Origin of the sequence: Streptomyces sp. NBC_00654, assembly GCF_026341775.1 — a bacterium.
Taxonomy (GTDB): domain Bacteria; phylum Actinomycetota; class Actinomycetes; order Streptomycetales; family Streptomycetaceae; genus Streptomyces.
This window is the reverse complement of sequence record NZ_JAPEOB010000001.1, coordinates 216,688-241,411: the sequence shown is the minus strand read 5'-3', so window position 1 is coordinate 241,411 and position 24,724 is coordinate 216,688. Positions and strand designations below refer to the sequence as shown.

At 69.8% G+C, this 24,724-nt stretch carries 20 protein-coding genes and 2 tRNA genes; 5 read left to right on the top strand and 17 right to left on the bottom strand.

The annotated features are described in order from the left end of the window. Positions 1–49: 49 nt before the first annotated feature. Complete coding sequence (locus OHA98_RS01105; RefSeq protein ID WP_266922203.1) at positions 50–775, bottom strand: class E sortase; 726 nt, start codon at positions 773–775, stop codon at positions 50–52. A 19-nt stretch (positions 776–794) separates the two neighbouring features. Beyond that, the gene (locus OHA98_RS01100) at positions 795–1,562 is read right to left on the bottom strand and encodes a DUF881 domain-containing protein (protein ID WP_266922202.1); all 768 of its coding nucleotides are present in this window, start codon (positions 1,560–1,562) and stop codon (positions 795–797) included. 141 nt (positions 1,563–1,703) lie between these two features. Here OHA98_RS01100 and crgA point away from each other — a divergent pair, with 141 nt between their 5' ends. Then, positions 1,704–1,958, top strand: coding sequence for a cell division protein CrgA (gene crgA, locus OHA98_RS01095; protein ID WP_266922201.1), 255 nt, complete (start codon positions 1,704–1,706; stop codon positions 1,956–1,958). A gap of 249 nt (positions 1,959–2,207) precedes the next feature. Here crgA and OHA98_RS01090 read toward each other — a convergent pair whose 3' ends face one another. Both OHA98_RS01090 and OHA98_RS01085 read right to left on the bottom strand, forming a co-directional pair. Then, on the bottom strand, positions 2,208–3,104 hold the full coding sequence (locus OHA98_RS01090) for a rhomboid family intramembrane serine protease (RefSeq protein ID WP_266922200.1): 897 nt from the start codon (positions 3,102–3,104) through the stop codon (positions 2,208–2,210). 200 nt (positions 3,105–3,304) lie between these two features. Next, positions 3,305–3,832 carry a peptidylprolyl isomerase gene (locus OHA98_RS01085; protein WP_266922199.1) on the bottom strand — a complete coding sequence of 176 codons (528 nt, stop codon included), beginning with the start codon at positions 3,830–3,832 and terminating at the stop codon, positions 3,305–3,307. 406 nt (positions 3,833–4,238) lie between these two features. Between OHA98_RS01085 and OHA98_RS01080 the strand changes: the two genes are divergently transcribed. Next, positions 4,239–4,958 carry a DUF5324 family protein gene (locus OHA98_RS01080; RefSeq protein WP_266922198.1) on the top strand — a complete coding sequence of 240 codons (720 nt, stop codon included), beginning with the start codon at positions 4,239–4,241 and terminating at the stop codon, positions 4,956–4,958. Positions 4,959–5,020: 62 nt separating this feature from the next. Here OHA98_RS01080 and OHA98_RS01075 read toward each other — a convergent pair whose 3' ends face one another. Beyond that, entirely contained in the window at positions 5,021–5,578 is a 558-nt protein-coding gene (locus OHA98_RS01075; RefSeq protein ID WP_266922197.1) for a DUF2690 domain-containing protein, read from the bottom strand. A gap of 707 nt (positions 5,579–6,285) precedes the next feature. Next, a tRNA-Ala gene (locus OHA98_RS01070) sits at positions 6,286–6,358 on the bottom strand. Positions 6,359–6,537: 179 nt separating this feature from the next. On the opposite strand from OHA98_RS01070, the gene OHA98_RS01065 reads away from it, so the two are divergent. Together OHA98_RS01065 and OHA98_RS01060 are read left to right on the top strand one after the other, a co-directional pair. Beyond that, a complete protein-coding gene (locus tag OHA98_RS01065; protein ID WP_266922196.1) occupies positions 6,538–7,086 on the top strand; it encodes a DNA-binding protein in 549 nt (182 codons plus the stop codon). A gap of 177 nt (positions 7,087–7,263) precedes the next feature. Next, complete coding sequence (locus tag OHA98_RS01060; protein ID WP_266922195.1) at positions 7,264–8,778, top strand: serine/threonine-protein kinase; 1,515 nt, start codon at positions 7,264–7,266, stop codon at positions 8,776–8,778. Positions 8,779–8,810: 32 nt separating this feature from the next. Here OHA98_RS01060 and OHA98_RS01055 read toward each other — a convergent pair whose 3' ends face one another. Together OHA98_RS01055 and OHA98_RS01050 are read right to left on the bottom strand one after the other, a co-directional pair. Next, positions 8,811–10,160 (bottom strand): hypothetical protein, encoded by a 1,350-nt coding sequence (locus OHA98_RS01055; protein ID WP_266922194.1) that lies wholly within the window; start codon positions 10,158–10,160, stop codon positions 8,811–8,813. 380 nt (positions 10,161–10,540) lie between these two features. Continuing rightward, a complete protein-coding gene (locus OHA98_RS01050; protein WP_003958712.1) occupies positions 10,541–10,675 on the bottom strand; it encodes a DLW-39 family protein in 135 nt (44 codons plus the stop codon). 291 nt (positions 10,676–10,966) lie between these two features. Between OHA98_RS01050 and OHA98_RS01045 the strand changes: the two genes are divergently transcribed. Further along, positions 10,967–11,323 carry a DUF6344 domain-containing protein gene (locus tag OHA98_RS01045; protein ID WP_266922193.1) on the top strand — a complete coding sequence of 119 codons (357 nt, stop codon included), beginning with the start codon at positions 10,967–10,969 and terminating at the stop codon, positions 11,321–11,323. Positions 11,324–11,686: 363 nt separating this feature from the next. Here OHA98_RS01045 and OHA98_RS01040 read toward each other — a convergent pair. From OHA98_RS01040 to dnaA, 9 genes are all read right to left on the bottom strand, one after another. Continuing rightward, positions 11,687–11,760, bottom strand: a tRNA-Ile gene (locus OHA98_RS01040). A gap of 70 nt (positions 11,761–11,830) precedes the next feature. Then, entirely contained in the window at positions 11,831–12,439 is a 609-nt protein-coding gene (locus OHA98_RS01035) for a DUF3566 domain-containing protein (RefSeq protein WP_266922192.1), read from the bottom strand. Positions 12,440–12,532: 93 nt separating this feature from the next. Continuing rightward, on the bottom strand, positions 12,533–15,160 hold the full coding sequence (gene gyrA / locus OHA98_RS01030; protein ID WP_266922191.1) for a DNA gyrase subunit A: 2,628 nt from the start codon (positions 15,158–15,160) through the stop codon (positions 12,533–12,535). 46 nt (positions 15,161–15,206) lie between these two features. After that, positions 15,207–17,276: a DNA topoisomerase (ATP-hydrolyzing) subunit B gene (gyrB, locus tag OHA98_RS01025; RefSeq protein WP_323179477.1), complete on the bottom strand. Its 2,070-nt coding sequence runs from the start codon at positions 17,274–17,276 to the stop codon at positions 15,207–15,209. Positions 17,277–17,774: 498 nt separating this feature from the next. Beyond that, entirely contained in the window at positions 17,775–18,383 is a 609-nt protein-coding gene (locus OHA98_RS01020; RefSeq protein ID WP_266922189.1) for a DUF721 domain-containing protein, read from the bottom strand. After that, positions 18,380–19,540 (bottom strand): DNA replication/repair protein RecF, encoded by a 1,161-nt coding sequence (gene recF, locus OHA98_RS01015; RefSeq protein ID WP_266922188.1) that lies wholly within the window; start codon positions 19,538–19,540, stop codon positions 18,380–18,382. The genes OHA98_RS01020 and recF overlap by 4 nt, the downstream gene beginning before the upstream one ends. Positions 19,541–19,586: 46 nt before the next feature. Then, positions 19,587–20,465 carry a phosphogluconate dehydrogenase (NAD(+)-dependent, decarboxylating) gene (gnd, locus tag OHA98_RS01010; RefSeq protein WP_073727751.1) on the bottom strand — a complete coding sequence of 293 codons (879 nt, stop codon included), beginning with the start codon at positions 20,463–20,465 and terminating at the stop codon, positions 19,587–19,589. Positions 20,466–20,611: 146 nt separating this feature from the next. After that, positions 20,612–21,742, bottom strand: coding sequence for a DNA polymerase III subunit beta (dnaN, locus tag OHA98_RS01005; protein WP_266922187.1), 1,131 nt, complete (start codon positions 21,740–21,742; stop codon positions 20,612–20,614). Between the two features lie 1,129 nt (positions 21,743–22,871). Further along, entirely contained in the window at positions 22,872–24,695 is a 1,824-nt protein-coding gene (gene dnaA / locus OHA98_RS01000; RefSeq protein WP_266922186.1) for a chromosomal replication initiator protein DnaA, read from the bottom strand. Positions 24,696–24,724: the final 29 nt, after the last annotated feature.

The window sequence follows — 24,724 nt, the reverse complement described above, 5'->3', positions numbered from 1 at the left end:
CCTCCGTTCGTTACGCCACCAGACTAAAGGGCCGGGGCCGGAGCGTGGGTCAGCTGTGGAAAGCCGGTGGTCTGCCGTCCGTCACCGGCTGGGTGGCGTCCAGATGCGCCCAGGCGATCAGCCGGTGGCTGCTGCCCCACTCGGGCTCGCAGGTGGTCAGCGTCAGATAGCGCCCCGGCCCGTCGAAACCCGATTTCCGCGGGACGGGGTCGATGACGGCGGTGTCGCCGGGCACGGTCCGGTAGGGCCGGGAAGCGATGCGGTACGTGAACCAGGTCGTCCCGTCCGTCAGCAGCACGGCGTCACCGGTGCGCAGTTCCGGGAAGTCCTTGAACGGGTCCCCGTACGTCCGGCGGTGCCCGGCCACCGCGAAATTGCCGGTGGCGCCCAGGCGGGCGGTCCCGCTGTAGTGCCCGAGCCCCTTCTGCAACGTCCTGACCTCCGTGTTCTCCAGGACGGGCCACTCCCAGGCCGAGCCGAAGCGGGGGATGTACATCATCGCGAAGGGCTTCCCGCCGCGGTACGTCTCCGGGGCGGGCGCGGCGGGAGCGGCCGAGGCGTCGGGGCCGGCCGAAGCGTCGGGGCCGGGCACGGGTGCGGGGCCGGTCACGGGCCCCTGAGCCCAGCGGCTCTGGAGGGTGTCGATCTGGCCCTCGGCCGCGTCGGCGGCTTTCACTCCGGTCCAGAACAGCACGTAGGCCACAAAGAGGACGATCAGGGTGCCGACGGTGATACAGAGCTCGCTGAAGGTCCTGACGATCACTCGTACCGTCACCGGCCGGCCTCCCCGGGGCTTACTCCACAGGCTGCGCGTAGTGGAGATCCACTGTGCCCGAGTAACCGGGAAGAGTCACCGCCCCGTTCTCCTCGACTTTCCAGCCGAGTCCGTACGCCTTCACATACAGCTGGTAGTTCTGGATCGCCGTGGAGTCGTCGAGCGCCTGCCGGAGCCTGTCCGGGTCGCCGACGGCGGTGACCTTGTACGGCGGGGAGTAGACGCGGCCCTGGAGGATCAGGGTGTTGCCCACGCAGCGGACGGCGCTGGTGGAGATCAGCCGCTGGTCCATGACCTGGATGCCGCGGGCCCCGCCCTGCCACAGCGCGTTGACGACGGCCTGGAGGTCCTGCTGGTGGATGACCAGGTCATTGGGCTGGGGATCGGGGTAGCCGGGGTTGGCGGTGGCATCGGGCGGCGCGTCGTTCAGCGTCACGCTGACGGCTCCGCCGGTGATCTTCGTGGTGCCGGCCGCCTTCTCCAGGGCCTTGAGCCTGGCGTCCTCGGCCCTGGTGCTGCCGTCGTCGCGCTGGGCGAGAGCGTCGATGTCCGCGCGCAGCGCCGCCGTCGACTCGTTGAGCCCGGCGTTGTTCTCGCTGCGCTCCTTGATCAGGTCGGAGAGCTTGAGCAGGGAGGAGTCGCTGCGGATGTTGGTGCCCTTGGCCGTGTTGGCACTGGTGACGAAGATCAGTCCGGCCAGGGCGAAGACGGCAGCGGTGAGCCCCCGGACGGGCCACTTGGAGGTGCGCCCGACCGGGCCGTCGGGAGAGTCGGCAGAATTGCTCAACGTACCCTTATCTCCTCAGGCGCCATGGAAGCACTACGCTAACGGACGCCCGGGGGAGGCAGCATTCCCCCTCGCGCCTCGCCCCGGCGCCAGCCACAGATCCCTGCGCGGTCACGCAGCGCATCGACAGGAGAGTTCCTCGTGCCGAAGTCACGTATCCGCAAGAAGGCCGACTTCACGCCGCCGTCGGCGAAGCAGGCAACCAACATAAAGCTGACCAACCGCAGTTGGGTGGCGCCGGTGATGCTGGCCCTCTTCCTGATCGGGCTGGTCTGGATCGTGATCTTCTACGTGACCGACGGGGAGCTCCCGATCGACGCCCTGGGCAACTGGAACATCGTCGTGGGCTTCGGCTTCATCGCCGGCGGCTTCGGCGTATCCACTCAGTGGAAGTAGCGCAAGCCCTGCCCTGAAGTTACCCACAGAGTTATCCACAGGTGGGGGAAAAGGTCAGACGATCTGTGGATAACTTCCACCGAAGTTGACGCCGATGTGACTGCAGCCTCCCTCTTCGAGGGAGGCTGCACCCCTTGTTTCTGCAGGAAAGACCCTGCACAGCGACAACGGGAACACATGTTCCTCTTGCCGTGCACAAGATCCCGTGCACACTGTGGACAACTTTGCGGACGGGGGCCGGAAAACCGGTCAGGTGAGCGAGGCGGTCCTGGCGAGGACGATCCCGAGGACCGCCACCAGCACCAGCGCACAGGTCCCGTACTGCACGGCTGTACGGCGCTCGCGCGGGGCGTGCACCATGCCGATCGCGATCACCGTGCCCGCGATCAGACCGCCGACATGCGCCTCCCAGGCGATACCGCCCCAGGTGAAGGTGAAGAGCAGGTTCAGCGCGAGCAGCACGAGGACCGGCCGCATGTCGTAGTTCATCCGGCGCATCATGACGGCGGTGGCACCGAGCAGCCCGAAGACCGCACCGGAAGCTCCGAGCGAGCCCTGGTTCGGCGCGGCGATCCAGTACGTCAGGGCGCTTCCGGCGAGCCCGGACAGCAGATAGAGGGAGAGGTAGCGGGCGCGGCCGAGCGCGGCCTCCAACGGACCGCCGAGCCACCACAGCCCCAGCATGTTGAACGCGATGTGCATCACTTCCTGATGCAGGAACATCGACGTCACCAGCCGGTACCACTGGCCCTCGGCGACACCTTCGGTGGGGTCCCAGGCCCGGCCCAGCAGCATCAGATCGTCGGACAGCCAGGACTGGTCACGGCCGGTGACCCAGACCGCGAGGAACACCGCGAGGTTGATGCCGAGCAGGATCTTGGTGATCAGCCGCGGGTCGGCCGCGACCCTGCCGCCCGCGAGCGTGCGCGGCCTACTGGCGGCGGGGTGGTGTCCGGTGCCGGAGCCCTGCCGTACGCAGTCCGGGCACTGGAAGCCGACGGAAGCACTGATCATGCACTCGGGGCAGATCGGGCGCTCGCAGCGCGAGCAGCGGATACCGGTCTCCCGGTCCGGGTGGCGGTAGCAGGTCGGCGTACCGCCGCCGTCCCCGGACGGCACCTGGTCTGCCGGCGGCTGCTGGTCCATCGGTCCTGGCCTGCCTCTCGGTCCTCGTCGTGGCGGTGGCGCACACGCCGCCGCCCTGCACGTCCGCTATGTAACAGTACGGACGAGCAGGGCGGTTGGTTCCCTCCGGGCGGACCAGCAGCGGCCGTCGTGGACCGTCAGCGGCCCTCGTGGACCGCCGGCCGACTCCGGCGTACGGTCTCAGCGGCCCGCGCGGACCGTCAGCGGCTCTCGACGACGACCGACTCGATCACGACGTCCTCCACCGGGCGGTCGGTGCGCGGGTTGGTCCGGGTGCCCGCGATGGCGTCCACGACCTTCTTGCCCGCCTCGTTGGAGACCTCACCGAAGATGGTGTGCTTGCCGGTCAGCCACGCGGTGGGCGACACGGTGAGGAAGAACTGCGAGCCGTTCGTCCCCGGGCCCGCGTTGGCCATCGCCAGCAGGTACGGCTTGGTGAAGGCCAGCTCCGGGTGGAACTCGTCGGCGAACTCGTAGCCCGGACCGCCGGTGCCGTTCCCCAGCGGGTCGCCGCCCTGAATCATGAAGCCGCTGATCACCCGGTGGAAGACGGTGCCGTCGTACAGCTTGTCCGTGGACTTCTTCCCGGTCGCGGGGTGGGTCCACTCGCGCTCACCCTTGGCGAGCTCGACGAAGTTCCTGACCGTCTTGGGCGCATGGTTCGGCAGAAGCCGGATTTCGATGTCGCCCTGGCTGGTCTTCAAGGTGGCGTAAAGCTGCTCGGCCACGATCTGCCTTCCGTAAGTCTTCACTGGCGTGCACCGATCCTCGCACGGACCACCCCCGGCGGCGTGCCGTCAGCGCCCGGGAGCGGCGCCCGCGCGAGTCCGGCCGCCCCCCGCTCCGGGTCCGCCGGGGTACGGGCCCGCGCCGTCCCGCGCCGTCCCGCTCCGGGTCCGCGCCGGGTCCGGCGATCCCTGCCGGGACAACTGCGGCCGAGTGCCCGACGAAGCCACGCGCCCGCCGCCGATCCGTGGCATTGTCGTCGACACGCTCCGCTTGCACCGCATTGCCCCGAAGAAAGCGTTCATGACCCGGATGCCTGCCCCGCATGCCGCTCAGGACCCTGACAGGCATGATTTCGAATTGGGTGGAAAGGCGGAGTACCTACCCGCCACCAAGGAGGAGGATCCCGTGACCCGCATTGACCGCGTGCGCGCCGCAACCTACTCGGCGAAGGACAGCGCGCAGCACGCCGCGGAAGTGGTGGCGCCTTATGCCGACACGGCCAGGGAACAGGCCGCGCACTATGCCATCGAGGCGCGCGCACGGCTCGCGCCCAAGGTGACGAAGGCGGCCCACCAGGCCCGTGCCCAGTACGCGTCCCATCTCGCACCGCACATCGAGCAGGCCCTGACCCATGTGCCGCCCAAGGTCGACAAGGCCGCGCACCGCGCCGCGCTCCGGACCCGGCGGGCCGCCCGGAGCGCCGCCGACTACACCGTGCCCCGCGTGGAGCACGTGGTGGCCGTGGCCCAGCCCATGGCCGAGGAGGCCACCGCCCGCAGCGCGGCGGCACTGGCCGCCCTGCGCGGACAGGTCACGGCGAAGGAGATCCAGAAGCTGGTCAGGAAGCACGAGCGGCGGGCCAGGGCCGGCCGGCTGGCCAAGGGCCTCGCCGTGCTCGGCGTCGTGGCGGGCGGCGCGTACGCCGCCTGGCGGTGGTGGGACAAGCAGGCCAACCCGGACTGGCTGGTCGAGCCCCCCGCTCCCACCGAGGTGCCCGACGAGCGCGCCCCGCTGACCTCGGTCGACGGCAGCGGCCGTACGGTGCTCGACCCGGAGGTCCAGGCCAAGCAGGCCGACGCCGAGTCGGGCGACGGGGAGAACAACGGCCTCGACGACCGGCACTGAACCGGCCCCCGCCTTCCGGTGCCCCTGCCCCCGCCCCCGGAGGCGGTGGCAGGGGCACCGGGTCAGGAAGCCCGGCCCGTCCCCGCCCCGGCCTCCGTGTCCTTCGCCGCTTCCTCGGCGGGCAGATCCGTGCTGTCGGCCCCGGCCCTCAGGATGTACCCCTTCGGGACCTCCCGTACGACAGTCCCGTTGACCGCGACAGCGGTCGCCTGCGCGGTGAACTCCTTCGGAGCGGCAAGCATCAGCGTGTACTGGGTGTGGCCGGTCCGCACCTTGGCGGTCTGGCGGCGCGTGGGCGATGTCTGGATCTCGACGGTGTCGCCGACCTCCGCCCCGGTCAGCTTTCCCCACACCGTCCGGCAGCCCTGGCTGTAGCGGATCTCCAGTTGCATGGTGCCCGCGAACTGGGACGCCACCGTCTTCCCGCTGTCACCGCATCCGGTGGTCTTGGGGTCGAGCCCCGTACACCCCTCGCCCGAACAACTGGGCGGGGACTTGGGGTCGGCCGCCGCCGTGGCCTGCACCGACGTCGTGGGCGCACCCGGCGCACCGCCCGCGTCCCCACCGCCGCTGCCGTCCCCGAGCAGCGCGGTCAGGCCCACCGTCGCCGCCGCGCCCACGACGGCGACCAGAACCGACCCGACGAGCGTCGAGGGACCGTGGCGCCGTATCCAGGCCCCCGCACGGCCGACGGCCGCACCGTCGCCGGCCCCGCCCGCACCTCCGGTGTCCCCGCCCGGCTCAGGAGCGCCGGCGCCCGCGCTCCCTGAATGCCCGGAGCCACCTGCGCCTCCCGCGCTCCCCGTGCCCGCCGGCCCCCCTGCGCTCCCCGCGCCCGTCGTACTCCCCGGGTTGCCCGCGTCCGCGCCCCCTGCCGGAGCGCCGGTCCCGTCGTCCGGCAATGGGGCCCCGCTGCCTTCTGCCATTTCTCACCATCCCCATCCCGACCGATGCTCAGCGCCGGCGGCTGCCCGCACATGAGGCACCAGGTCACCTTCCTCGCTTCCTGAGGATGACTCTTCCCCGCCGTCCGGCTTCCGCCACACCAACTCCGGCCACCTCCGTCGCCCCTCAACCAGCTTCAGTGGAAGCCCTGTTGGCGACCGGAGGCAGTGCTCCCGTTAAACCTAAAGAGTGAGCGGCGGAGCCCCCCGTCACGGTGCGTGGAGCGCACCGGCCGCCCCGTTCACCGGCGTCCCCCGGCATCGAAGCCACCGCGCCGCGGTACGGAAACCGGCGGTCCCGGACCGGCCGGACAAGGCCGCGCAGCAGACAAGAAAAGTCCCCCCGGACCGCGCTTCCGCAGGCCGGAGGGACTTTCGTGATGTGGAGCCTAGGAGATTCGAACTCCTGACATCTGCCTTGCAAAGGCAGCGCTCTACCAACTGAGCTAAGGCCCCGGAAAACAGCACACGCAAACAACGCCGAACACGTCCGCGTCACGGCTGCCGTCGCAGACCAGAGTACCGGGTGTCCCCCCGAATCTTGCAAAAGGATTGGGACTCCCGGTGGGCGACCACTCTCCGTAAGATGCACGACGAGGTTCGCAGCAGCGAAGCCGCAGCGAAGGGGAGACGCCATGGACGCAGCGCAGCAAGAGGCAACGGCAAGAGCCAGAGAGCTTCAGCGCAGTTGGTACGGAGAGCCGCTCGGCGCGCTCTTCCGCCGGCTGATCGATGATCTCGGCCTGAATCAGGCCCGGCTCGCCGCGGTGCTCGGGCTGTCGGCGCCCATGCTGTCCCAGCTGATGAGCGGCCAGCGGGCCAAGATCGGCAACCCCGCGGTCGTACAGCGCGTCCAGGCCCTTCAGGAGCTGGCCAGCCAGGTCGCGGACGGCAGCGTCAGCGCGGGCGAGGCCACCGACCGGATGGAAGAGATCAAGAAGTCCCAGGGCGGCTCGGTCCTGACCAACACCGGGCAGACCACGACCACGGGCGGAGCCCCCACCGTCCGCCGCGTGGTGCGCGAGATCCAGTCGCTGCTGAGGTCGGTGGCCGCGGCCGGCGACATCATCGATGCCGCGGACTCCCTCGCCCCGACCCACCCGGAACTGGCAGAGTTCCTCAGGGTGTACGGAGCCGGGCGCACCGCCGACGCGGTCGCCCACTACGAGGGACACCAGAGCTAGCGGAAACGGAACCGGAACCAGGGCCTCGCTCCGGACGGAGGGCCCTGGAACCGGCGGCGGCCCCGGGGCGTCCGGCGCACGGAGCGCGGCGGGAACGCCGGATCGGGAAACACCGGAGCGGGAAGCCGGATCAGATACGCCGAAACAGGAACCGGAACGGGGAGCGGGCGCAGCGCAATGGGTGAGGTCTTCGCTGGTCGGTACGAGCTGATCGATCCGATCGGACGTGGTGGGGTCGGCGCGGTGTGGCGGGCCTGGGACCACCGGCGCCGCCGCTACGTGGCGGCCAAGGTCCTTCAGCAGAGCGACGCGCACACACTGCTGCGCTTCGTCCGTGAGCAGGCGCTGCGCATCGAACACCCGCATGTGCTGGCTCCCGCCAGTTGGGCCGCCGACGACGACAAGGTCCTGTTCACCATGGATCTGGTCAGCGGCGGTTCGCTGGCCCATGTCATAGGCGACTACGGCCCGTTGCCGCCGCGCTTCGTCTGTCTCCTGCTCGACCAGCTGCTGTCCGGACTGTCCACGGTGCACGCGGAAGGCGTGGTGCACCGGGACATCAAACCGGCCAACATCCTGATGGAGGCCACCGGAACGGGCCGTCCGCATCTGCGGCTCTCCGACTTCGGCATCTCGATGCGCAAGGGCGAACCCCGTCTGACGGAGACCAACTACGTCGTGGGCACGCCCGGTTACTTCGCGCCCGAGCAGATGATGGGCGCGGAGCCCGACTTCCCGGCCGACCTGTTCGCCGTCGGTCTCGTCGCGCTGTATCTGCTCCAGGGCCAGAAGCCCGACTCCCAGGCACTCGTCGAGCACTTCACCACCCACGGCACCCCGGGCGCCCCGCAGGGCATCCCGGAACCGCTGTGGCAGGTACTCGCCGGACTGCTCCAGCCCGACCCGCAGTCCCGCTTCCGCACCGCGACCGGGGCGCGCAAGGCCCTGACGGCGGCGGTCGAGATGCTGCCCGAACCGGGTCCGGGCGACGAACCGGTGGAGGTTTTCGACCAGATCGGACCACTGCCCTCCGGATTTGGCCCCGACGGCCCCGTAACGGGCCTCCAGGCGCCCGGACAGGCACCGCCGGGCCCCCACGCCGGTCAGCTGCCGCAACAGGCCTCCCAGGCCGCACAGCAGGCCTCCGCACAGCAGCCGTCAGTACAGCAGCCGTCAGTACAGCAGCCGTACCCGCAGGGCCCGTACACACAGCAGCCGAACCCCCAGCAGCCCGTGTCGATGTCGGAGACGGGCAGCTTCCACCTGGCGCCGCCTCCTCAGCAGCCCGCCACCGCGCACGCACCGCAGCCCGCTCCGCAGCCGCACCCGGCGCAGACGCCCGCGCCCCCCGCGCCCTCCGCTCCGCACCAGGCGCACGCGGCGCATGCGGCTCCCCCCTATGCCGCCGGTGCCCCGGACCTCTCCCACGCCCCCACCTCCGCCGTCCCGCACGATCCGGCGGCCACCCGCGCCTACACCGCCCAGCACCCGCAGGCCCCGCACCCCGGCGCGACGGCCGCCCCGCCTGCCGCCCCCGCCTCCAGCGCGCACGCCGCGCACGCCTCTTCCGCGGCGCACAGCGCCCCCGTACGCCGGACGCGACCGGGACCGCCCCCGAAGGTGGCGGTCCCGGTCCTGCTGGTGGCGCTGCTCTGCTTCGCGGTCGGCATCTGGGCACTGACCCAGGCCTGAACCGGCCGTCCGGAGCGACCGTCGGCCGCGGGCTACCCGGCCTGCGGCGGCGGACCGCCGAAGGGCGGCCGCTGTCCGCTCCCGGCCGGCGGCGGACCGCCAGCAGGCTGCGGACGGCGGCGGGCCAGCAGCGTCCACACGCCGAGCCCGAGCACCAGCACGGTGCCCGTGCCGATCCCGCCCGCGGCGACGAGCTGCATCGTCTCGCTCCTGGCGGCCTGCGGGGCGCTGTCCCCGCTCTTCGCCATCTCCTTGTCCTTCTCGGTGACCGCGAAGATCCCGGCGTCACCGTCGTACGGCGATTTCTCCGCCTTGTTCTTCACCTGGACCGTCGTGGTCAGCGGGATCGGCTTGTCGCCGTACACCTCCGCGACCTTCGGGCTGAGGGTCACCGACAGGTAGTACCAGCCGGCGAAACGCATGCCGCTGACCTCGGAGCCGTAGTCGAACCGGTTGTTGTAGGCGACCGGCGGCACCGGGTCCAGCGACGTCGTCGCCGACCTCCCCGAGTACGACAGGTACGCATCGGTGACGTGGCCCTGGGCCGGGTTCTCCAGCGAGAACGAGAGGGCGTTGCCCATGAACTCGTCCTTGCCGCTCGTGCTGTTGCTGAGCGCGGTGGAGGCGAAGAGCTGCTGCCCCCAGTCCACCGGCACCCGGTAGAACCGCGTCTGTCCGGGCGCGACCGAGTCCACCCAGGTACCCGTCTCCAGGCCCGTGGCGTCGTAGTAGCCCGCGCCCCCCGCCCGCTTCCGGTCGTCGCCCGCGGGCGGCGCCGGTGACGTGGACGGCCAGGCCTCCGGCGCCTCGGTCGGCATCGCCGACCCCTTCCTCAGCTTCGGCTCCAGCGCGAAGCGGAGCTCCAGGTCCCAGGGATCCTGGTTCGACGTCGGCTTGCTCTCACGCTCGATCAGGACGTCGTACGTGCCTGCCTCCTGGCACGTACTGCTCTTCTTGTCCACGGTCCGGTACGCGTAGGCGGCGATCGGACGCGGGAACTCCGTCGAGCCGAAGCGCGCGTCCTCGGAACTGCAACGGGAATCGTTGAGGTCCCGGATGCTGACCGTGATGCCGTCCCCGTAGGCAGCCGCGCCGCCCGGCTTCGGCACCGCGACGGCCGAGACATACGCGTTCGACCTCGCGTCGAGCTTCACCCGGTAGTAGAGCTTCTCGCCCGGCTTGATCGCGCTCCGGTACACAGATCCCTCGTCCAGCACGGACGCCTCGGCGTTGGCCGCGGCTCCCCGGATCGTCCTCGCCCCGGGATCGAAGGTGTACGCCGGAGTTCCGGCCGCGTGCGCCTGCCCCGGCAACGCCGCCACCGCGCACATCGCCGCGGCCGCCGCCAGCGTCACCCGGCCCTTGTTGCGCTGCCTCTTCACGCGCTTCCCCTCGTCGTCCGCATCGACTGCTCCGCGACGCCCGCGTACGGGCGCGAGGCCCCCGGCCGCAGCCACCGGGGCGCCCGCTCCGGCAGCGGCCGCAATGCCGGTCCATCCTGCCACCACCGGACAGGACCATTCGCTCTCGCAAGCTAGTGATTTGCGTAGGTGAACTCAAGGGCTCGGGCGTCACGGTCACGCAACAGCACGGCCCCGCCCCGGAGGGCACGGACCAGCGGGAAAGGACCAGCGGGAGCGGGGGAGAAGGCGAATGAGGCGAAGGAGCCGCGTCCGGGTCGGGGAGGCCTCCCGCGAAGGCCCCCGGACAGCACGAAGCCCCGGCCGCTCAGCGACCGGGGCCCGTAACAGACTGTGCCGTCTCACACACCCGAACCTGCGGGCACGGAGTCGGTCGCCTCCGTCCACAGATCCTGCTCGGCGCGATCCGCCTGGATCTGGCGGTACACGAGGAGCCCGCCGATGGCGGCCAGTGCGACCAGGAGAAGCTTCTTCACCGCGCGACCTCGTCTTTCCTTGACGTAGGGGACTTCTGCCGCCCGACTATACACACCGACCGATACCGATCGGTGACCTGCCCGGAACCCCACCGCGGCGGGCCGGAGGGTTCGTTCGGGCCTCGCCCGGACCCCGCGACCGCGCACGGACAGCCCGTCAGCACCGGTTGCACCATACGAGTGGTGTTCATCTGAACATCAGCGCAGCGGGGGCGTCGGTCCCCGAAATCGCGAGCCGGATCCACATCATCAGAAAGGTAAGCAAACCGGACCACCTGAAAGCGAGGGGCCATGAGCGCCTTCAAGGTCAAGAGCATCTGGACCGCCTTCATCACCGCCTTCTTCGCGATCCTCGCGTCGATGGGCCTCGTCACCGCCCCCGCCGCGGCGGCGCAGCCGACGATCACGAACCACGAGCACACGGGTGCGACCGCGGCAACCGCGACCACCCCGTCGGTGCGATGGACCCTTCCGCGTGACAGGGCGCTGCCACCCACGATGAAGCAGCGCATCCGCGCCGAGGCGCACGGCTCCTCACCGGCCACCCGGCACCTGTCCGCGGACACCGCGGACGTCCCGCGCTCCGCGGACCCGGCCCGCACCGGCCACACGGCCCCGGCCGGCGACTCACCCCTGCCGCCACCCTGACCCCACCGCGGCACCCCACCGCCGCCCCCGCACTCCAGGGCCCCTGGTCCGGTTCACACCGGCGGGGGCCTTCTCCATGCCCGCGCACACCGGAGCCGGCGTACTGGGCGCCTGCGGGCCGAACCGACGGGCCGTCGGCGCCGGGAAGCAACTCACCGGGCCCGTCTCCCTCCTGGCGGACCAGGAGACGGCGCCACCGCCGGACATCGTGCCGCAGGCGGCCCCGCACGCCGGAGAGAAACGAGCAGCTTCCTCTCGCCGTACGTCCCCGGGATGTGCGCCCCGTGACCCGAGAGGAACCGGGACACGAAGAAGGGCGCCTCCCCTTGGGGAGACGCCCTTCTTCACCGCTACTTCTTGCTGTGGGGCTAACAGGATTTGAACCTGTGGCCTCATCCTTATCAGGGATGCGCTCTAACCAACTGAGCTATAGCCCCGCCGCGCTCTGCGCTGACTTCTGAAGATTAGCGCACGTCGGGGCCAGTCCCAAAATCCATACCCGGCGAGCTACTCGTCCTCGGCCAGAGTGAGCTCGACGCCACCCACGAAGCCGGCCGACAAGTTGTAGATGAACGCGCCCAGCGTCGCCAGCGCGGTGGCCAGAACCACATCGATCACCGCGATGACCGAGGTGAAGATGAGGACGCGCGGCAGCGACAGGAACGACTGGAGATCGAAGCCGTTGCTCTCGTTCGAACCGGTGGCCTCGCTGATCGTGCCGCCCACGGTCTCGAAGACGCCCATGGCGTCCATGACCATCCACAGCACCGCCGCCGCGACCACCGTGCAGATGCCCAGGGCGATGGAGAGCAGGAAGCTGACCTTCATCACCGACCACGGGTCGGCCTTCGCCACCCGCAGCCGCGCCTTGCGGGTACGGGGAGTGGTCCGCGCCCCCGTGCGCGGCAGACGCGTCGCCTGCGCGCCGCCCGCACCCTGTGTGCCGCTCTGCGCCCCACCGCGCTGCTGGCCCCCTTGTGTGCCGCCCGAGGGCGACGGGTACGCCTGCGGCGGGTGGTACGGCCCCGCCGGCCCCGTCGCGGGCTCACGCTCGCCGGGCAACGGCCCGGTCGCGTAACCCTCGTACTGGGGCTGAGGCCCCCGAGTGTCCGTCACAGTGCCCCCTTGGGAGTCCGTGGCAGGGCCACGGGCACCGTTCGCTCCTGCTCCGGAAGCGGCCGAACCGGCGCCCGTGGCTCCACTCACGCTCTACTCCTCGTGCTCCCCGGTCGAAGGCTCCGTGCCCTCGACAGTGCCCTCGATCACGCTCTCCGCGTGCGCTCCGGCCGCCTCGCCCTCGGCGTCATCGGTCCCATCGACCTCTTCCGCCTCGCGACCGGCCTCGGCGTTGCGCGCGATGCCGACGACGGCGTCACGCTTGCCCAGATTGATCAGTTGGACGCCCATGGTGTCACGGCCCGTCTCCCTGACTTCATTGACTCGCGTACGAATCACACCACCGCCGAGTGTGATGGCGAGGATCTCGTCCGTCTCCTCCACCACCAGCGCTCCGACGAGCGAGCCCCGGTCCTCCACGATCTTGGCGGCCTTGATGCCCAGACCGCCGCGGCCCTGGACGCGGTACTCGTCGACGGGAGTCCGCTTCGCGTACCCGCCGTCGGTTGCAGTGAACACGAAAGTACCGGGCCGGACGACATTCATCGAGAGCAGTTCGTCGCCCTCGCGGAAACTCATCCCCTTGACACCCGAGGTCGCACGGCCCATCGGGCGCAGCGCGTCGTCCGTCGCGGTGAACCTGATCGACTGGGCCTTCTTGCTGATGAGCAGCAGATCGTCCTCGGCCGACACCAGCTCCGCACCGATCAGCTCGTCGTCGCCGCCGTCCGCGGTCTCCCGCAGGTTGATCGCGATGACACCGCCGGAGCGCGGCGAGTCGTAGTCCTTCAGCGCGGTCTTCTTCACCAGACCGCCCTTCGTCGCCAGGATCAGGTACGGCGCCGCCTCGTAGTCACGGACCGCGAGGATCTGGGCGATCTTCTCGTCCGGCTGGAAGGCCAGCAGGTTGGCGACATGCTGCCCACGCGCGTCACGGCCGGCGTCCGGAAGCTCGTACGCCTTCGCCCGGTAGACACGGCCCTTGTTCGTGAAGAACAGCAGCCAGTGGTGCGTCGTCGACACGAAGAAGTGGTCGACGATGTCGTCCTGCTTCAGCTTCGTACCGCGGACACCCTTGCCGCCGCGCTTCTGCGAGCGGTAGTCCTCGGTCTTGGTCCGCTTGATGTAGCCACCGTGCGTGATGGTGACGACGATGTCCTCCTCGGCGATCAGGTCCTCGATGGACATGTCACCGTCGAAGGGCACCAGCGCGGAACGCCGGTCGTCACCGAACTTCTCGACGATCGCCGCCAGCTCCTCGCTGACGATCTGCCGCTGCCGCTCCGGCGAGACGAGGATCGCGTTGTACTCGTTGATCTTGGCCTGGAGCTCGTCGTGCTCCGCCGTGATCTTCTGGTGCTCCAGTGCGGCCAGCCGGCGCAGCTGCATCTCCAGGATCGCGTTCGCCTGGATCTCGTCGATCTCCAGCAGGCCCATCAGGCCCTCGCGCGCGACCTCGACCGTCTGGCTGCGCCGGATGAGGGCGATGACCTCGTCGATGGCGTTCAGCGCCTTGAGCAGGCCGCGCAGGATGTGCGCCCGCTCCTCCGCCTTGCGCAGCCGGAACCGCGTACGCCGGACGATGACCTCGATCTGGTGCGTCACCCAGTGGCGGATGAACGCGTCGATCGACAGCGTGCGCGGCACCCCGTCGACGAGCGCCAGCATGTTCGCGCCGAAGTTCGACTGGAGGTCGGTGTGCTTGTACAGGTTGTTCAGTACGACCTTGGCGACCGCGTCACGCTTGAGCACGACGACCAGGCGCTGGCCCGTACGCGAGGACGTCTCGTCCCGGACGTCCGCGATGCCGCCGACCTTGCCGTCCTTCACCAGGTCGGCGATCTTCTGCGCGAGGTTGTCGGGGTTGGTCTGGTACGGCAGCTCCGTGACGACCAGGCACTGCCGGTTCTGGATCTCCTCGACCGCGACGACCGCCCGCATCGTGATCGAGCCACGGCCGGTGCGGTACGCCTCCTCGATGCCCTTGCGGCCCACCACGAGCGCCCCGGTCGGGAAGTCCGGGCCCTTGATCCGCTCGATCAGCGCGTCCAGGAGCTCCTCGTGCGAGGCCTCCGGGTGCTCCAGGTACCACTGCGCACCGGCGGCGACCTCGCGCAGGTTGTGCGGCGGGATGTTGGTCGCCATCCCGACCGCGATGCCCGCGGAACCGTTGACCAGCAGGTTCGGGAAGCGCGCCGGCAGGACCGTCGGCTCCTGGTTGCGGCCGTCGTAGTTGTCCTGGAAGTCGACGGTCTCCTCGTCGATGTCCCGGACCATCTCCATGGACAGCGGCATCATCTTGCACTCGGTGTACCGCATGGCCGCGGCCGGGTCGTTGCCCGGAGAACCGAAGTTGCCGTTGGAGTCCACCAGCGGCATGCGCATCGACCAGTGCTGCGCGAGGCGGACCAGCGCGTCATAGATCGAGGAGTCGCCGTGCGGGTGGTACGTACCCATGACGTCACCGACGACACGGGCGCACTTGTAGAAGCCCTTCTCGGGGCGGTAGCCGCCGTCGTACATCGCGTACAGCACCCGGCGGTGGACGGGCTTGAGCCCGTCCCGTACGTCGGGGAGCGCACGCGAGACGATGACGGACATCGCGTAGTCGAGGTAGGAGCGCTGCATCTCCGTCTCGAGCCCCACGGGCTCGACACGCATGCCCACGCCTGCGACGGCGGGCTCCTCTTCGGGCGTGACAGGGGTGTTCTCGTCGGCCATTGCTGGTCAAAGTCCTTTCGAGCTGCGGCTTGCTTGTACGGCCGACTCAGATGTCGAGGAAGCGGACGTCCTTGGCGTTGCGCTGGATGAACGAGCGCCGCGCCTCGACGTCCTCACCCATCAGCACCGAGAAGAGGTCGTCGGCCTGCGCCGCGTCGTCCAGCGTGACCTGGCCGAGCACCCGGTGATCGACGTCCATCGTCGTGACGCGCAGCTCCTCGGCGTTCATCTCGCCGAGGCCCTTGAAGCGCTGGATCGAGTCTTCCTTGATCCGCTTGCCGTTCTGCTTGCCCAGATTCACGAGCGCGTCCCGCTCACGGTCCGAGTACGCGTACTCGAAGTCGTCACGGCCCCACTTGATCTTGTAGAGCGGCGGGCGCGAGAGGTAGACGTGCCCCGCCTCGACCAGCGGCCGCATGAAGCGGAAGAGGAACGTCAGCAGCAGCGTGTTGATGTGCTGGCCGTCGACATCGGCGTCCGCCATCAGAATGATCTTGTGATAGCGGAGCTTCTCGATGTCGAAGTCCTCGTGGACCCCGGTACCGAACGCCGAGATCAGCGCCTGGACCTCGGTGTTCTGGAGGATCTTGTCGATCCGGGCCTTCTCGACGTTCAGGATCTTGCCGCGGATCGGCAGGATCGCCTGGTACATCGGGTTACGGCCCGACTTCGCCGAACCACCGGCGGAGTCACCCTCGACGATGAAGATCTCGCACTTGGTGGGGTCGTTCGACTGGCAGTCGCTCAGCTTGCCCGGCAGCGAGGCGCTCTCCAGGAGCCCCTTGCGGCGGGTCAGGTCACGGGCCTTGCGGGCCGCCACCCGGGCGGTCGACGCGGCGATGCCCTTGCGGATGATGTCCGCGGCCTCGTTGGGGTTCCGGTCGAACCAGTCCGTCAGCTGCTCGTGGACGACCTTCTGCACAAAGGTCTTGGCCTCCGTGTTGCCCAGCTTGGTCTTCGTCTGGCCCTCGAACTGCGGCTCGCCCAGCTTCACCGAGATGATCGCCGTCAGGCCCTCGCGGACGTCCTCACCGGTGAGGTTGTCGTCCTTCTCGCGCAGCAGCTTCTTGTCGCGCGCGTACCGGTTGACCAGCGAGGTGAGCGCCGCCCGGAAGCCCTCCTCGTGCGTACCGCCCTCATGCGTGTGGATCGCGTTGGCGAAGGAGTAGACACCCTCGGTGTACTGCGTGTTCCACTGCATGGCGATCTCGGCCGAGAGAAGACGCTCCTTGTCCTCGGCCGCGATGTCGATCACCGACTGGTGGATGACATCGCCCTTGCGGGAGTTGAGGTACTTCACGAAATCGACGATGCCGTTTTCGTAGTGGTACGTGACCGAGCGGGCGGTCTCCTCCTCGGCGGGCTCGACCGCGTCCGCGCTGTCCGCGCCCGCCGTCGCCTTTGCCGACTCCCGCTCGTCGGTGAGCTTGAGCGTGAGGCCCTTGTTGAGGAACGCCATCTCCTGGAAGCGGCGCGCGAGGGTCTCGAAGCTGTACTCGGTGGTCTCGAAGATGTCCCCGTCGGCCCAGAAGGTGACCGTCGTCCCGGACTCCTCGGTGGCCTCGTGCTTGGCCAGCGGGGCGGTCGGAACGCCGAGCTTGTAGTCCTGGGTCCAGCGGTAGCCGTCCGTCTTGACCTCGACGGAGACCCGCGTGGACAGAGCGTTGACGACGGAGACGCCGACGCCGTGCAGACCGCCGGAGACGGCGTAACCGCCGCCGCCGAACTTGCCGCCCGCGTGCAGCACGGTCAGCACGACCTCGACGGCGGGCTTGCCCTCGGACGGCACGATACCGACCGGGATGCCACGGCCGTTGTCGATCACACGCACCCCGCCGTCGGCGAGGATCGTGACGTCGATGGTGTCCGCGTGGCCCGCCATCGCCTCGTCGACCGAGTTGTCGACGACCTCCTGCACGAGGTGGTGCAGGCCGCGCTCACCGGTCGAGCCGATGTACATGCCAGGTCGCTTGCGGACCGCGTCCAGCCCTTCCAGCACGGTGATCGCGCTGGCGTCGTACGAGGCGGTGACCTCGCCCGGCTCACCGGCTGTGGACGGAATGTTCTCGTTGGGGTTGCCGGAATCGGCCACGAAGCGCCCTTTCTGGCACAGCACAGGCCGTTCTCCGGACAGTCGGGAGCGGCTGCGTCGTTCGGCTTGTATCGACGAATCCCGCACAGGAGCGGGATTGTCCATCAGTCTACCGGTAGCGCCGACATGAATGGGGGTTTGCCGGTACCTGAGTCCGCATGTGCCGCCCTGAATGAGCGGCTGACGACTCCCCATATTCAGGAAGGGGCCCCAAGAGGCCCTGGCGGGCATTGAGCGCTTCGGCCTGTCAACCTCCCGCTACGGTGAGGGACGCCTCGGCCCCACGGCCCGGTTTCCACCCCCGCACAACGGGCCGCGCCCGCCCCCGCACACCCGCCGAATCACAGCGAAAGCCCAGATCAGCGAGGTGCCACGACGGTTCTCCACGGCCGCTCGGCAGGACCGCAGCCGGGCCTGCGGACACGGCCGGAAACCGCGGAATCCCGGGCACCGGCCGCCGGGACGCCCCTACGCGCGGCGACCAACCCGCCCACACGCGGCCGGAACAGCGGGACGCGCGGCTCAGCCGTACGTATCCCCGGGGCCCGTACTTCCCGGCGCCCGCAGAGGACCGAACCCGCGCCGCGGACTCCCCGGCCCCAACACCTTGATCATCCGGACCGTGCCCTGACCCAGGTCCTCGTTCAGCCGGGCCACCAGCCGCGGAGCCAGCAGACGCAGCTGCGTCGCCCACGCCGTCGAATCGCACTGCACGGTCAGCACCCGCGCGTCCGGATCCTCGTCGTAACGCAGCGGCACACAATGATTCGCCAGATCGTCACCGACGATCTGCGGCCAGCGCCCCATCACACCGCCCACGGCCGCCGGCGTCTCCCAGCCCCGCTCGGTGATCAGCCGGTTGATCGCCGACCCCAGCGGCAGCGGATCACGCCCGTCCGACCGCGCCCCCGACCGCAGCCCGCCGCCCCGCCTGGCCTGCTTCTTCTGCTGCGCCGCGGCGCCCCGCGCACGGGCCTGCTCCTTCGCCGCGCGCAGCGCCACCCGCGCCAGGTCCACCCCCGACACGTCCGGCGGCTTCGGCGCCCCGCCCGTACCGCCGCGCGACGGTTCACCAGCACCGCCCCCGGCCGTCCCCGGCGGACCCGCCGGGTCCCCGTCCCGGCCGGTCATACCCGTTCCACCTCGCCGGCCGTCACCGCGTACCGCGTCCCCGCCAGCACGCCCGGCACATCGTCCTCCACCGCCGCCGTCACCAGCACCTGCTCCCCCGGAGCCACCAGCTCCGCCAGCCGCTCCCGGCGGCGGGCGTCCAGCTCGGCGAAGACATCGTCCAGGACGAGCACCGGCTCATTGCCCTCGGAACGCAGCAGCTCGTACGAGGCGAGCCGCAGCGCCAGCGCGTACGACCAGGACTCGCCATGGCTCGCGTAGCCCTTCGCGGGCATTCCGCGCAGCCCCAGCACCAGATCGTCCCGGTGCGGGCCGACCAGCGTCACACCGCGCTCGATCTCCTGCTTGCGGACCCCCGCGAGCGCCGCCATCAGCTGCTCGTACAGCTCCTCGCGCGTATGCGCCCCCGCCGCCCCGCTCCCGGCGCCCGCTTCGGTACCCACCTCGGGCCCCACCGAGCTGCGGTACTCCAGCGCCACCGGACCGCCGCCCGGCGCCACGTCCCCGTACGCCTTGTCGGCCAGGGGCTGGAGCGTCGCGATCAGGTCCAGCCGCTGTGCCAGCAGCTCGGCGCCCACCCGGCCCAGATGCTGGTCCCACACATCGAGCGTCGTCAGATCCATCGACCGGCCACCGTGCCTGCGCGCCATCGCCGCGGACTTCAGCAGGGTGTTGCGCTGCTTGAGCACGCGCTCGTAGTCGGAGCGGACCCCCGCCATCCGCGGCGAGCGCGCCGTGATCAGCTCGTCGAGGAACCGCCGGCGTTCGCCGGGATCGCCCTTCACCAGGGCCAGATCCTCCGGAGCGAACAGCACCGTCCGTACGATGCCCAGCACGTCGCGCGGTCTGACCTGCGAGGACCGATTGATCCGGGCACGGTTGGCGCGGCCCGGGTTGAGTTCGAGCTCGATCAGTTGCGAGCGCTCGCCCTGGGTGACCGCGGCCCGGATGACGGCCCGCTCCGCGCCCATCCGCACCAGCGGCGCGTCCGAGGACACCCGGTGGCTGCCGAGCGTCGCGAGATAGCCGACCGCCTCCACCAGGTTGGTCTTGCCCTGGCCGTTGGCCCCCACGAACGCGGTGACGCCCGGGTCGAGCGGGACCTCGACCCGGGCGTACGAGCGGAAGTCGGCCAGTGAGAGATGGGTGACGTGCATCCGCGCCGACCTCCCGACTTTCCTGTTCCGCCGTGTGCTGCTGGGACTACTTCTTGTTCTCGACCGCGTGCCCGCCGAACTGGTTGCGCAGCGCGGCGATCATCTTCATCTGCGGGGAGTCGTCCTGACGCGAGGCGAACCGCGCGAACAGGGACGCCGTGATCGCGGGCAGCGGCACCGCGTTGTCGATCGCGGCCTCCACCGTCCAGCGGCCCTCGCCCGAGTCGGCGGCGAAGCCCCGGAGCTTGTCGAGGTGCTCGTCGTCGTCCAGCGCGTTGACCGCCAGGTCGAGCAGCCAGGAACGGATGACCGTGCCCTCCTGCCAGGAGCGGAAGACCTCACGCACGTCGGTGACGGAGTCGACCTTCTCCAGCAGCTCCCAGCCCTCGGCGTAGGCCTGCATCATGGCGTACTCGATGCCGTTGTGGACCATCTTCGCGAAGTGGCCGGCGCCGACCTTGCCCGCGTGGACGGAGCCGAAGTCACCCTCGGGCTTGAGGGCGTCGAAGATCGGCTGGACCTTCGCGACGTTCTCGGCGTCGCCGCCGTACATCAGCGCGTAGCCGTTCTCCAGGCCCCAGACACCGCCGGAGACGCCGCAGTCGACGAAGCCGATGCCCTTGATGCCCAGCTCGACGGCGTGCTTCTCGTCGTCCGTCCAGCGGGAGTTCCCGCCGTCCACGACGATGTCGCCGGGGGACAGCAGTGCCGACAGCTCATCGACCGTGGACTGGGTCGCGGCACCGGCCGGGACCATCACCCACACGACCCTCGGGCCCTTCAGCTTGCCCACGAGCTCTTCGAGGCTCTGGACATCGGAGACGTCCGGGTTGCGGTCGTAACCGATGACGGTGTGGCCTGCGCGGCGGATGCGCTCGCGCATGTTGCCGCCCATCTTGCCGAGGCCGACGAGACCGAGCTCCATCAGAGATTCCTTAAGCGTTGTGCCGATTCGTACCCAGGGCCGAGCCTACGCCCGGCCGGGGACAGAACGGCGGGCATGCTCAGCGCTGAGCGTGCCCGCCGGAAACTGCCTTTGTGGACCGTCTCGCGGATCCGCGGATCCGCGGGTCAGCCGGAGAGGCGGACCGGCATGATCAGGTACTTGTACGCGTCGTCCGCTTCCGCGTCGACGGCCGGGCGGCCGCTGAGCAGGGCGGGCTTGGTGGAGGTCGTGAACGAGAGCTGGGCGACCGGGGAGTCGATCGCGCTCAGACCGTCCAGCAGGAACGTCGGGTTGAAGGCGATCGAGATGTCGTCGCCCTCCAGCACCGCGTCGACCCGCTCCACAGCCTGTGCGTCGTCGCTGGAGCCAGCCTCGAGGATCAGGACGCCCTGCTCGAAGCTGAGCCGCACCGGGGTGTTCCGCTCGGCGACGAGTGCCACACGCTTGACGGCCTCGACGAACGGCGCGGTCTCGATCACCGCGACCGAATTGAACTCGGTGGGGAAGAGCGTCCGGTACTTCGGCAGGTCGCCTTCGAGCAGTCGCGTCGTCGTACGGCGGCCCGCGCCCTCGAAACCGATCAGACCCTCGCCCGCACCGGAGCCGGACAGCGCCAGTGTCACCGTGTCGCCGCTGGTCAGCGCCTTGGCCGTGTCCAGGAGCGTCTTGGCGGGCACCAGGGCCACGGCCGAGGCGTCCGCGTTCTCCGGCTTCCAGCGGAACTCGCGGACCGCGAAGCGGTAGCGGTCGGTGGAGGCGAGGGTGACGGTGTCGCCCTCGATCTCGATCCGCACACCGGTCAGCACGGGCAGCGTGTCGTCACGGCCGGCGGCGATGGCCACCTGGGCGGCGGCGGAGGCGAAGACCTCACCGGGAACGGTGCCCGTCGCGGTCGGCATCTGCGGCAGCGCCGGGTACTCCTCCACAGGAAGGGTGTGGAGTGTGAACCGCGAGGAGCCGCAGACGACGGTGGCCCGCACACCGTCGGTGGAGATCTCCACCGGCCGGTTGGGCAGGGCACGGCAGATGTCGGCGAGCAGACGGCCGGAGACGAGCACCGTGCCGTCCTCGTCGATCTCGGCGTCCACCGAGACCTTCGCCGAGACCTCGTAGTCGAAGCTGGAGAAGCTGAGGGCCCCGTCCTCAGCCTTCAGCAGAAGGCCCGCGAGAACGGGCGCCGGCGGCCGTGCCGGGAGGCTGCGGGCCACCCAGGCCACCGCCTCCGCGAGTACATCGCGCTCCACCCGGATCTTCACCGGAAACCGCCTCCTGCTGTTGCTCGCTCGCCCTGCTGGCCTTCGTCGTCTGGATGGGGTCTCCCCGCCGATGGGCTGGGGAGGACGCCGGGGTCCAGTCTGACGTACGGCACCGACAGTCGTTGCTGCTCGGGGTCAAGTCGCGCCAAGAGCGTCGAGGCACTCGCCGGTCGAGTTGTACACAGGCCCCACTTCGAAGCGGATCCCTGGCTAACTCTGAGTGGTAGTAGTAGTAGGCCCTGTGGAAACCGTGGATAACGTCGTTTGCGCAGGTCAGAGCCGGTTTTTTATCCACTGCGCCTGTGGGTTCAGCAGTGGACAACCAGGCGTTTCTGTGGACACAGAAAAGTTCTGCACACCCGATGCACAGGAGGGGGCCACTTCTCCCCAGACCTGTCCCCAGCTTTACCCATGTTCCCCACAGCCCAACCGACCCTCTTGGTGTGACGCCTTTCACTCTCGGCGGTGAAAGGGCATGTTGGGTTGCCGAACAGTGGACAGGGCTGTGGAGAAGCTGGGGACAACACCGCTCCGCCTGTGGGCCGACGGTGGACAACCTCGGAGGCCACCTGTGGGCCAAAACTTTGTCCACAGGCTGTGGATCATTGTTGACCACAAATCCCCAGGCACCTGACCTGGTCTGATGGAGTATCGACAGCTGCCCCTGTGGACGCAATATGGACAACTTCGTGTTCCCCAGGCTGTGGACGGAAGATTCCTCGCACATCTGTGGAGAAGGGGCGCTCGACGGCCCGTATTCGAACAGCGGTGGTGCGAGGGAGGGGCCGGACCGGGGTTCCGGGGCGCGCTCGGGGCAGGTTTTGAGGCCCTCCAGGAGTTCTCCAGGAGCTCTTCAGCGGCTCCCCGGGGCTCTCCGGGGCTCTTCAGGGGAGCCGCTGAAGAGCCACCAGAGGCTTCTCAGGGCGGATCGAGGCGCCGCCCGGGCGTCGCCACAGGGGCGCGAGGGCGTTCGGGGCGAGCCTCACCACGCGTTCCACTACGGCGTGTCGAAGAGCGCGGGGCGAGCGCCAGGGGACGACGCGCGGCGAGGGACGACGAAAGGCGCCCCGGAGGACTGTGGGGTCCTTCCGGGGCGCCTTTCGTGCGCGGCGGCGTACGCGCCCGCGCGTCAGCCGTTCTTGATGCGGTTGGTGAGCTCGGTGACCTGGTTGTAGATGGAGCGCCGCTCCGCCATCAGCGCCCGGATCTTCCGGTCCGCGTGCATCACCGTCGTATGGTCCCGGCCGCCGAACTGCGCGCCGATCTTCGGCAGGGAGAGATCCGTCAGCTCACGGCACAGGTACATCGCGATCTGGCGCGCCGTCACCAGGACGCGGCTGCGGGAGGATCCGCACAGGTCCTCCACCGTCAGACCGAAGTAGTCCGCCGTCGCCGCCATGATGGCCGGCGCGGTGATCTCCGGGGCCGAGTCCTCGCCGCCCGGGATCAGGTCCTTGAGCACGATCTCGGTCAGCCCGAGATCGACCGGCTGCCGGTTGAGGCTGGCGAAGGCCGTCACCCGGATCAGCGCGCCCTCCAGCTCACGGATGTTGCGCGAGATGCGGGAGGCGATGAACTCCAGGACCTCCGGCGGGGCGTTGAGCTGCTCCTGCACCGCCTTCTTCCGGAGGATCGCGATGCGCGTCTCCAGTTCGGGCGGCTGGACGTCGGTGGTGAGGCCCCACTCGAACCGGTTCCGCAGCCGGTCCTCCAGGGTCACCAGCTGCTTGGGCGGCCGGTCGGAGGAGAGCACGATCTGCTTGTTGGCGTTGTGGAGCGTATTGAAGGTGTGGAAGAACTCCTCCTGCGTCGACTCCTTGCTCGCCAGGAACTGGATGTCGTCGACCAGCAGGATGTCCACGTCGCGGTAGCGCTTGCGGAACGTGTCGCCCTTGCCGTCGCGGATCGAGTTGATGAACTCGTTGGTGAACTCCTCCGAGCTCACGTACCGCACCCGGGTGCCCGGATAGAGGCTGCGCGCGTAGTGCCCGATGGCGTGCAGCAGGTGGGTCTTGCCGAGCCCGGACTCCCCGTAGATGAAGAGGGGGTTGTACGCCTTCGCGGGCGCCTCGGCGACGGCGACGGCCGCGGCGTGCGCGAACCGGTTGGAGGCGCCGATGACGAAGGTGTCGAAGAGGTACTTCGGATTCAGCCGGGCGTGGGGCTCACCGGGGCCGGGCGGGGGCGCCGACTGGGCGCCCATCGGGCCGGGGCCGCCGCCTCCGGTACGACCGGGGCCGGGACCGCCCTGGCGGTGCTGCGGCTGCTGCTCCTGCATGTCGTGACGCTCGGGACGCTGCTCGTAGCCCTGGCGCTCCGGCGGCTGCGAGCGGTAGTCGTGCTGCGGCTGCTGGGGTCGCCCGGTGCCGTACGGCTCGCGCCACGGCTCGGAATGCTGCTCGCGGTCCTGGTAGCCGCCGTGCCGGGGCTGCTGCCAGGAGAGGTCCTCCTGGGTACGCGGCCAGGCGCCGGGCTCGGGGCGCTGCTGCTGGTAGTCGGGGTAGGCCGGGCGGGCGGTCGGCATGCCGTCGTCCGAGGGCCGGTGCCCGTAGGTGTCGTACCCGTCGTTGTGCGGGGAGTCGTCGAGCGGCTGCCCCTGGTAGCGGTGTGCCTGCTGGCCCTGGTGGGGCTGCTGGTGCGACGGGTGCATCGGGGGCGCCGGCGGAGTGGGCGGTTCGCCGGCGGAGTCGTCGACGGTGATCGCGATCCGGATCGGGCGGCCGCACTCACGGGTGAGCGTCTCGCTGATGAGCGGCGCGAGCCGGCCCTCCAGGACACGCTTGCCCCATTCGTTGGGGACGGCCAGGAGTGCGGTGTCGGCGACGAGTGCCAGCGGCTGGCAGCGCTCGATCCACTGCTTGTCCTTCGGCTCGATGCCCTGCTGGCCCTCCCCGAGGAGTTGTTCCAGCACGCGTGGCCACACTGCGGCAAGATCGGCAGGTACGTCAGCCACGGGGCACGCTCTCTCGCAGGTCCCACGAA

Coding starts and splice junctions, on each gene's coding strand:
- OHA98_RS01060 (WP_266922195.1), top strand. CDS start 7,264: ATGGGTGAGGTCTTCGCTGGTCGGTACGAGCTGATCGATCCGATCGGA.
- gnd (WP_073727751.1), bottom strand. CDS start 20,465: ATGGAGCTCGGTCTCGTCGGCCTCGGCAAGATGGGCGGCAACATGCGC.
- OHA98_RS01020 (WP_266922189.1), bottom strand. CDS start 18,383: ATGACCGGCCGGGACGGGGACCCGGCGGGTCCGCCGGGGACGGCCGGG.
- OHA98_RS01065 (WP_266922196.1), top strand. CDS start 6,538: ATGGACGCAGCGCAGCAAGAGGCAACGGCAAGAGCCAGAGAGCTTCAG.
- OHA98_RS01090 (WP_266922200.1), bottom strand. CDS start 3,104: ATGGACCAGCAGCCGCCGGCAGACCAGGTGCCGTCCGGGGACGGCGGC.
- OHA98_RS01045 (WP_266922193.1), top strand. CDS start 10,967: ATGAGCGCCTTCAAGGTCAAGAGCATCTGGACCGCCTTCATCACCGCC.
- recF (WP_266922188.1), bottom strand. CDS start 19,540: ATGCACGTCACCCATCTCTCACTGGCCGACTTCCGCTCGTACGCCCGG.
- gyrA (WP_266922191.1), bottom strand. CDS start 15,160: ATGGCCGACGAGAACACCCCTGTCACGCCCGAAGAGGAGCCCGCCGTC.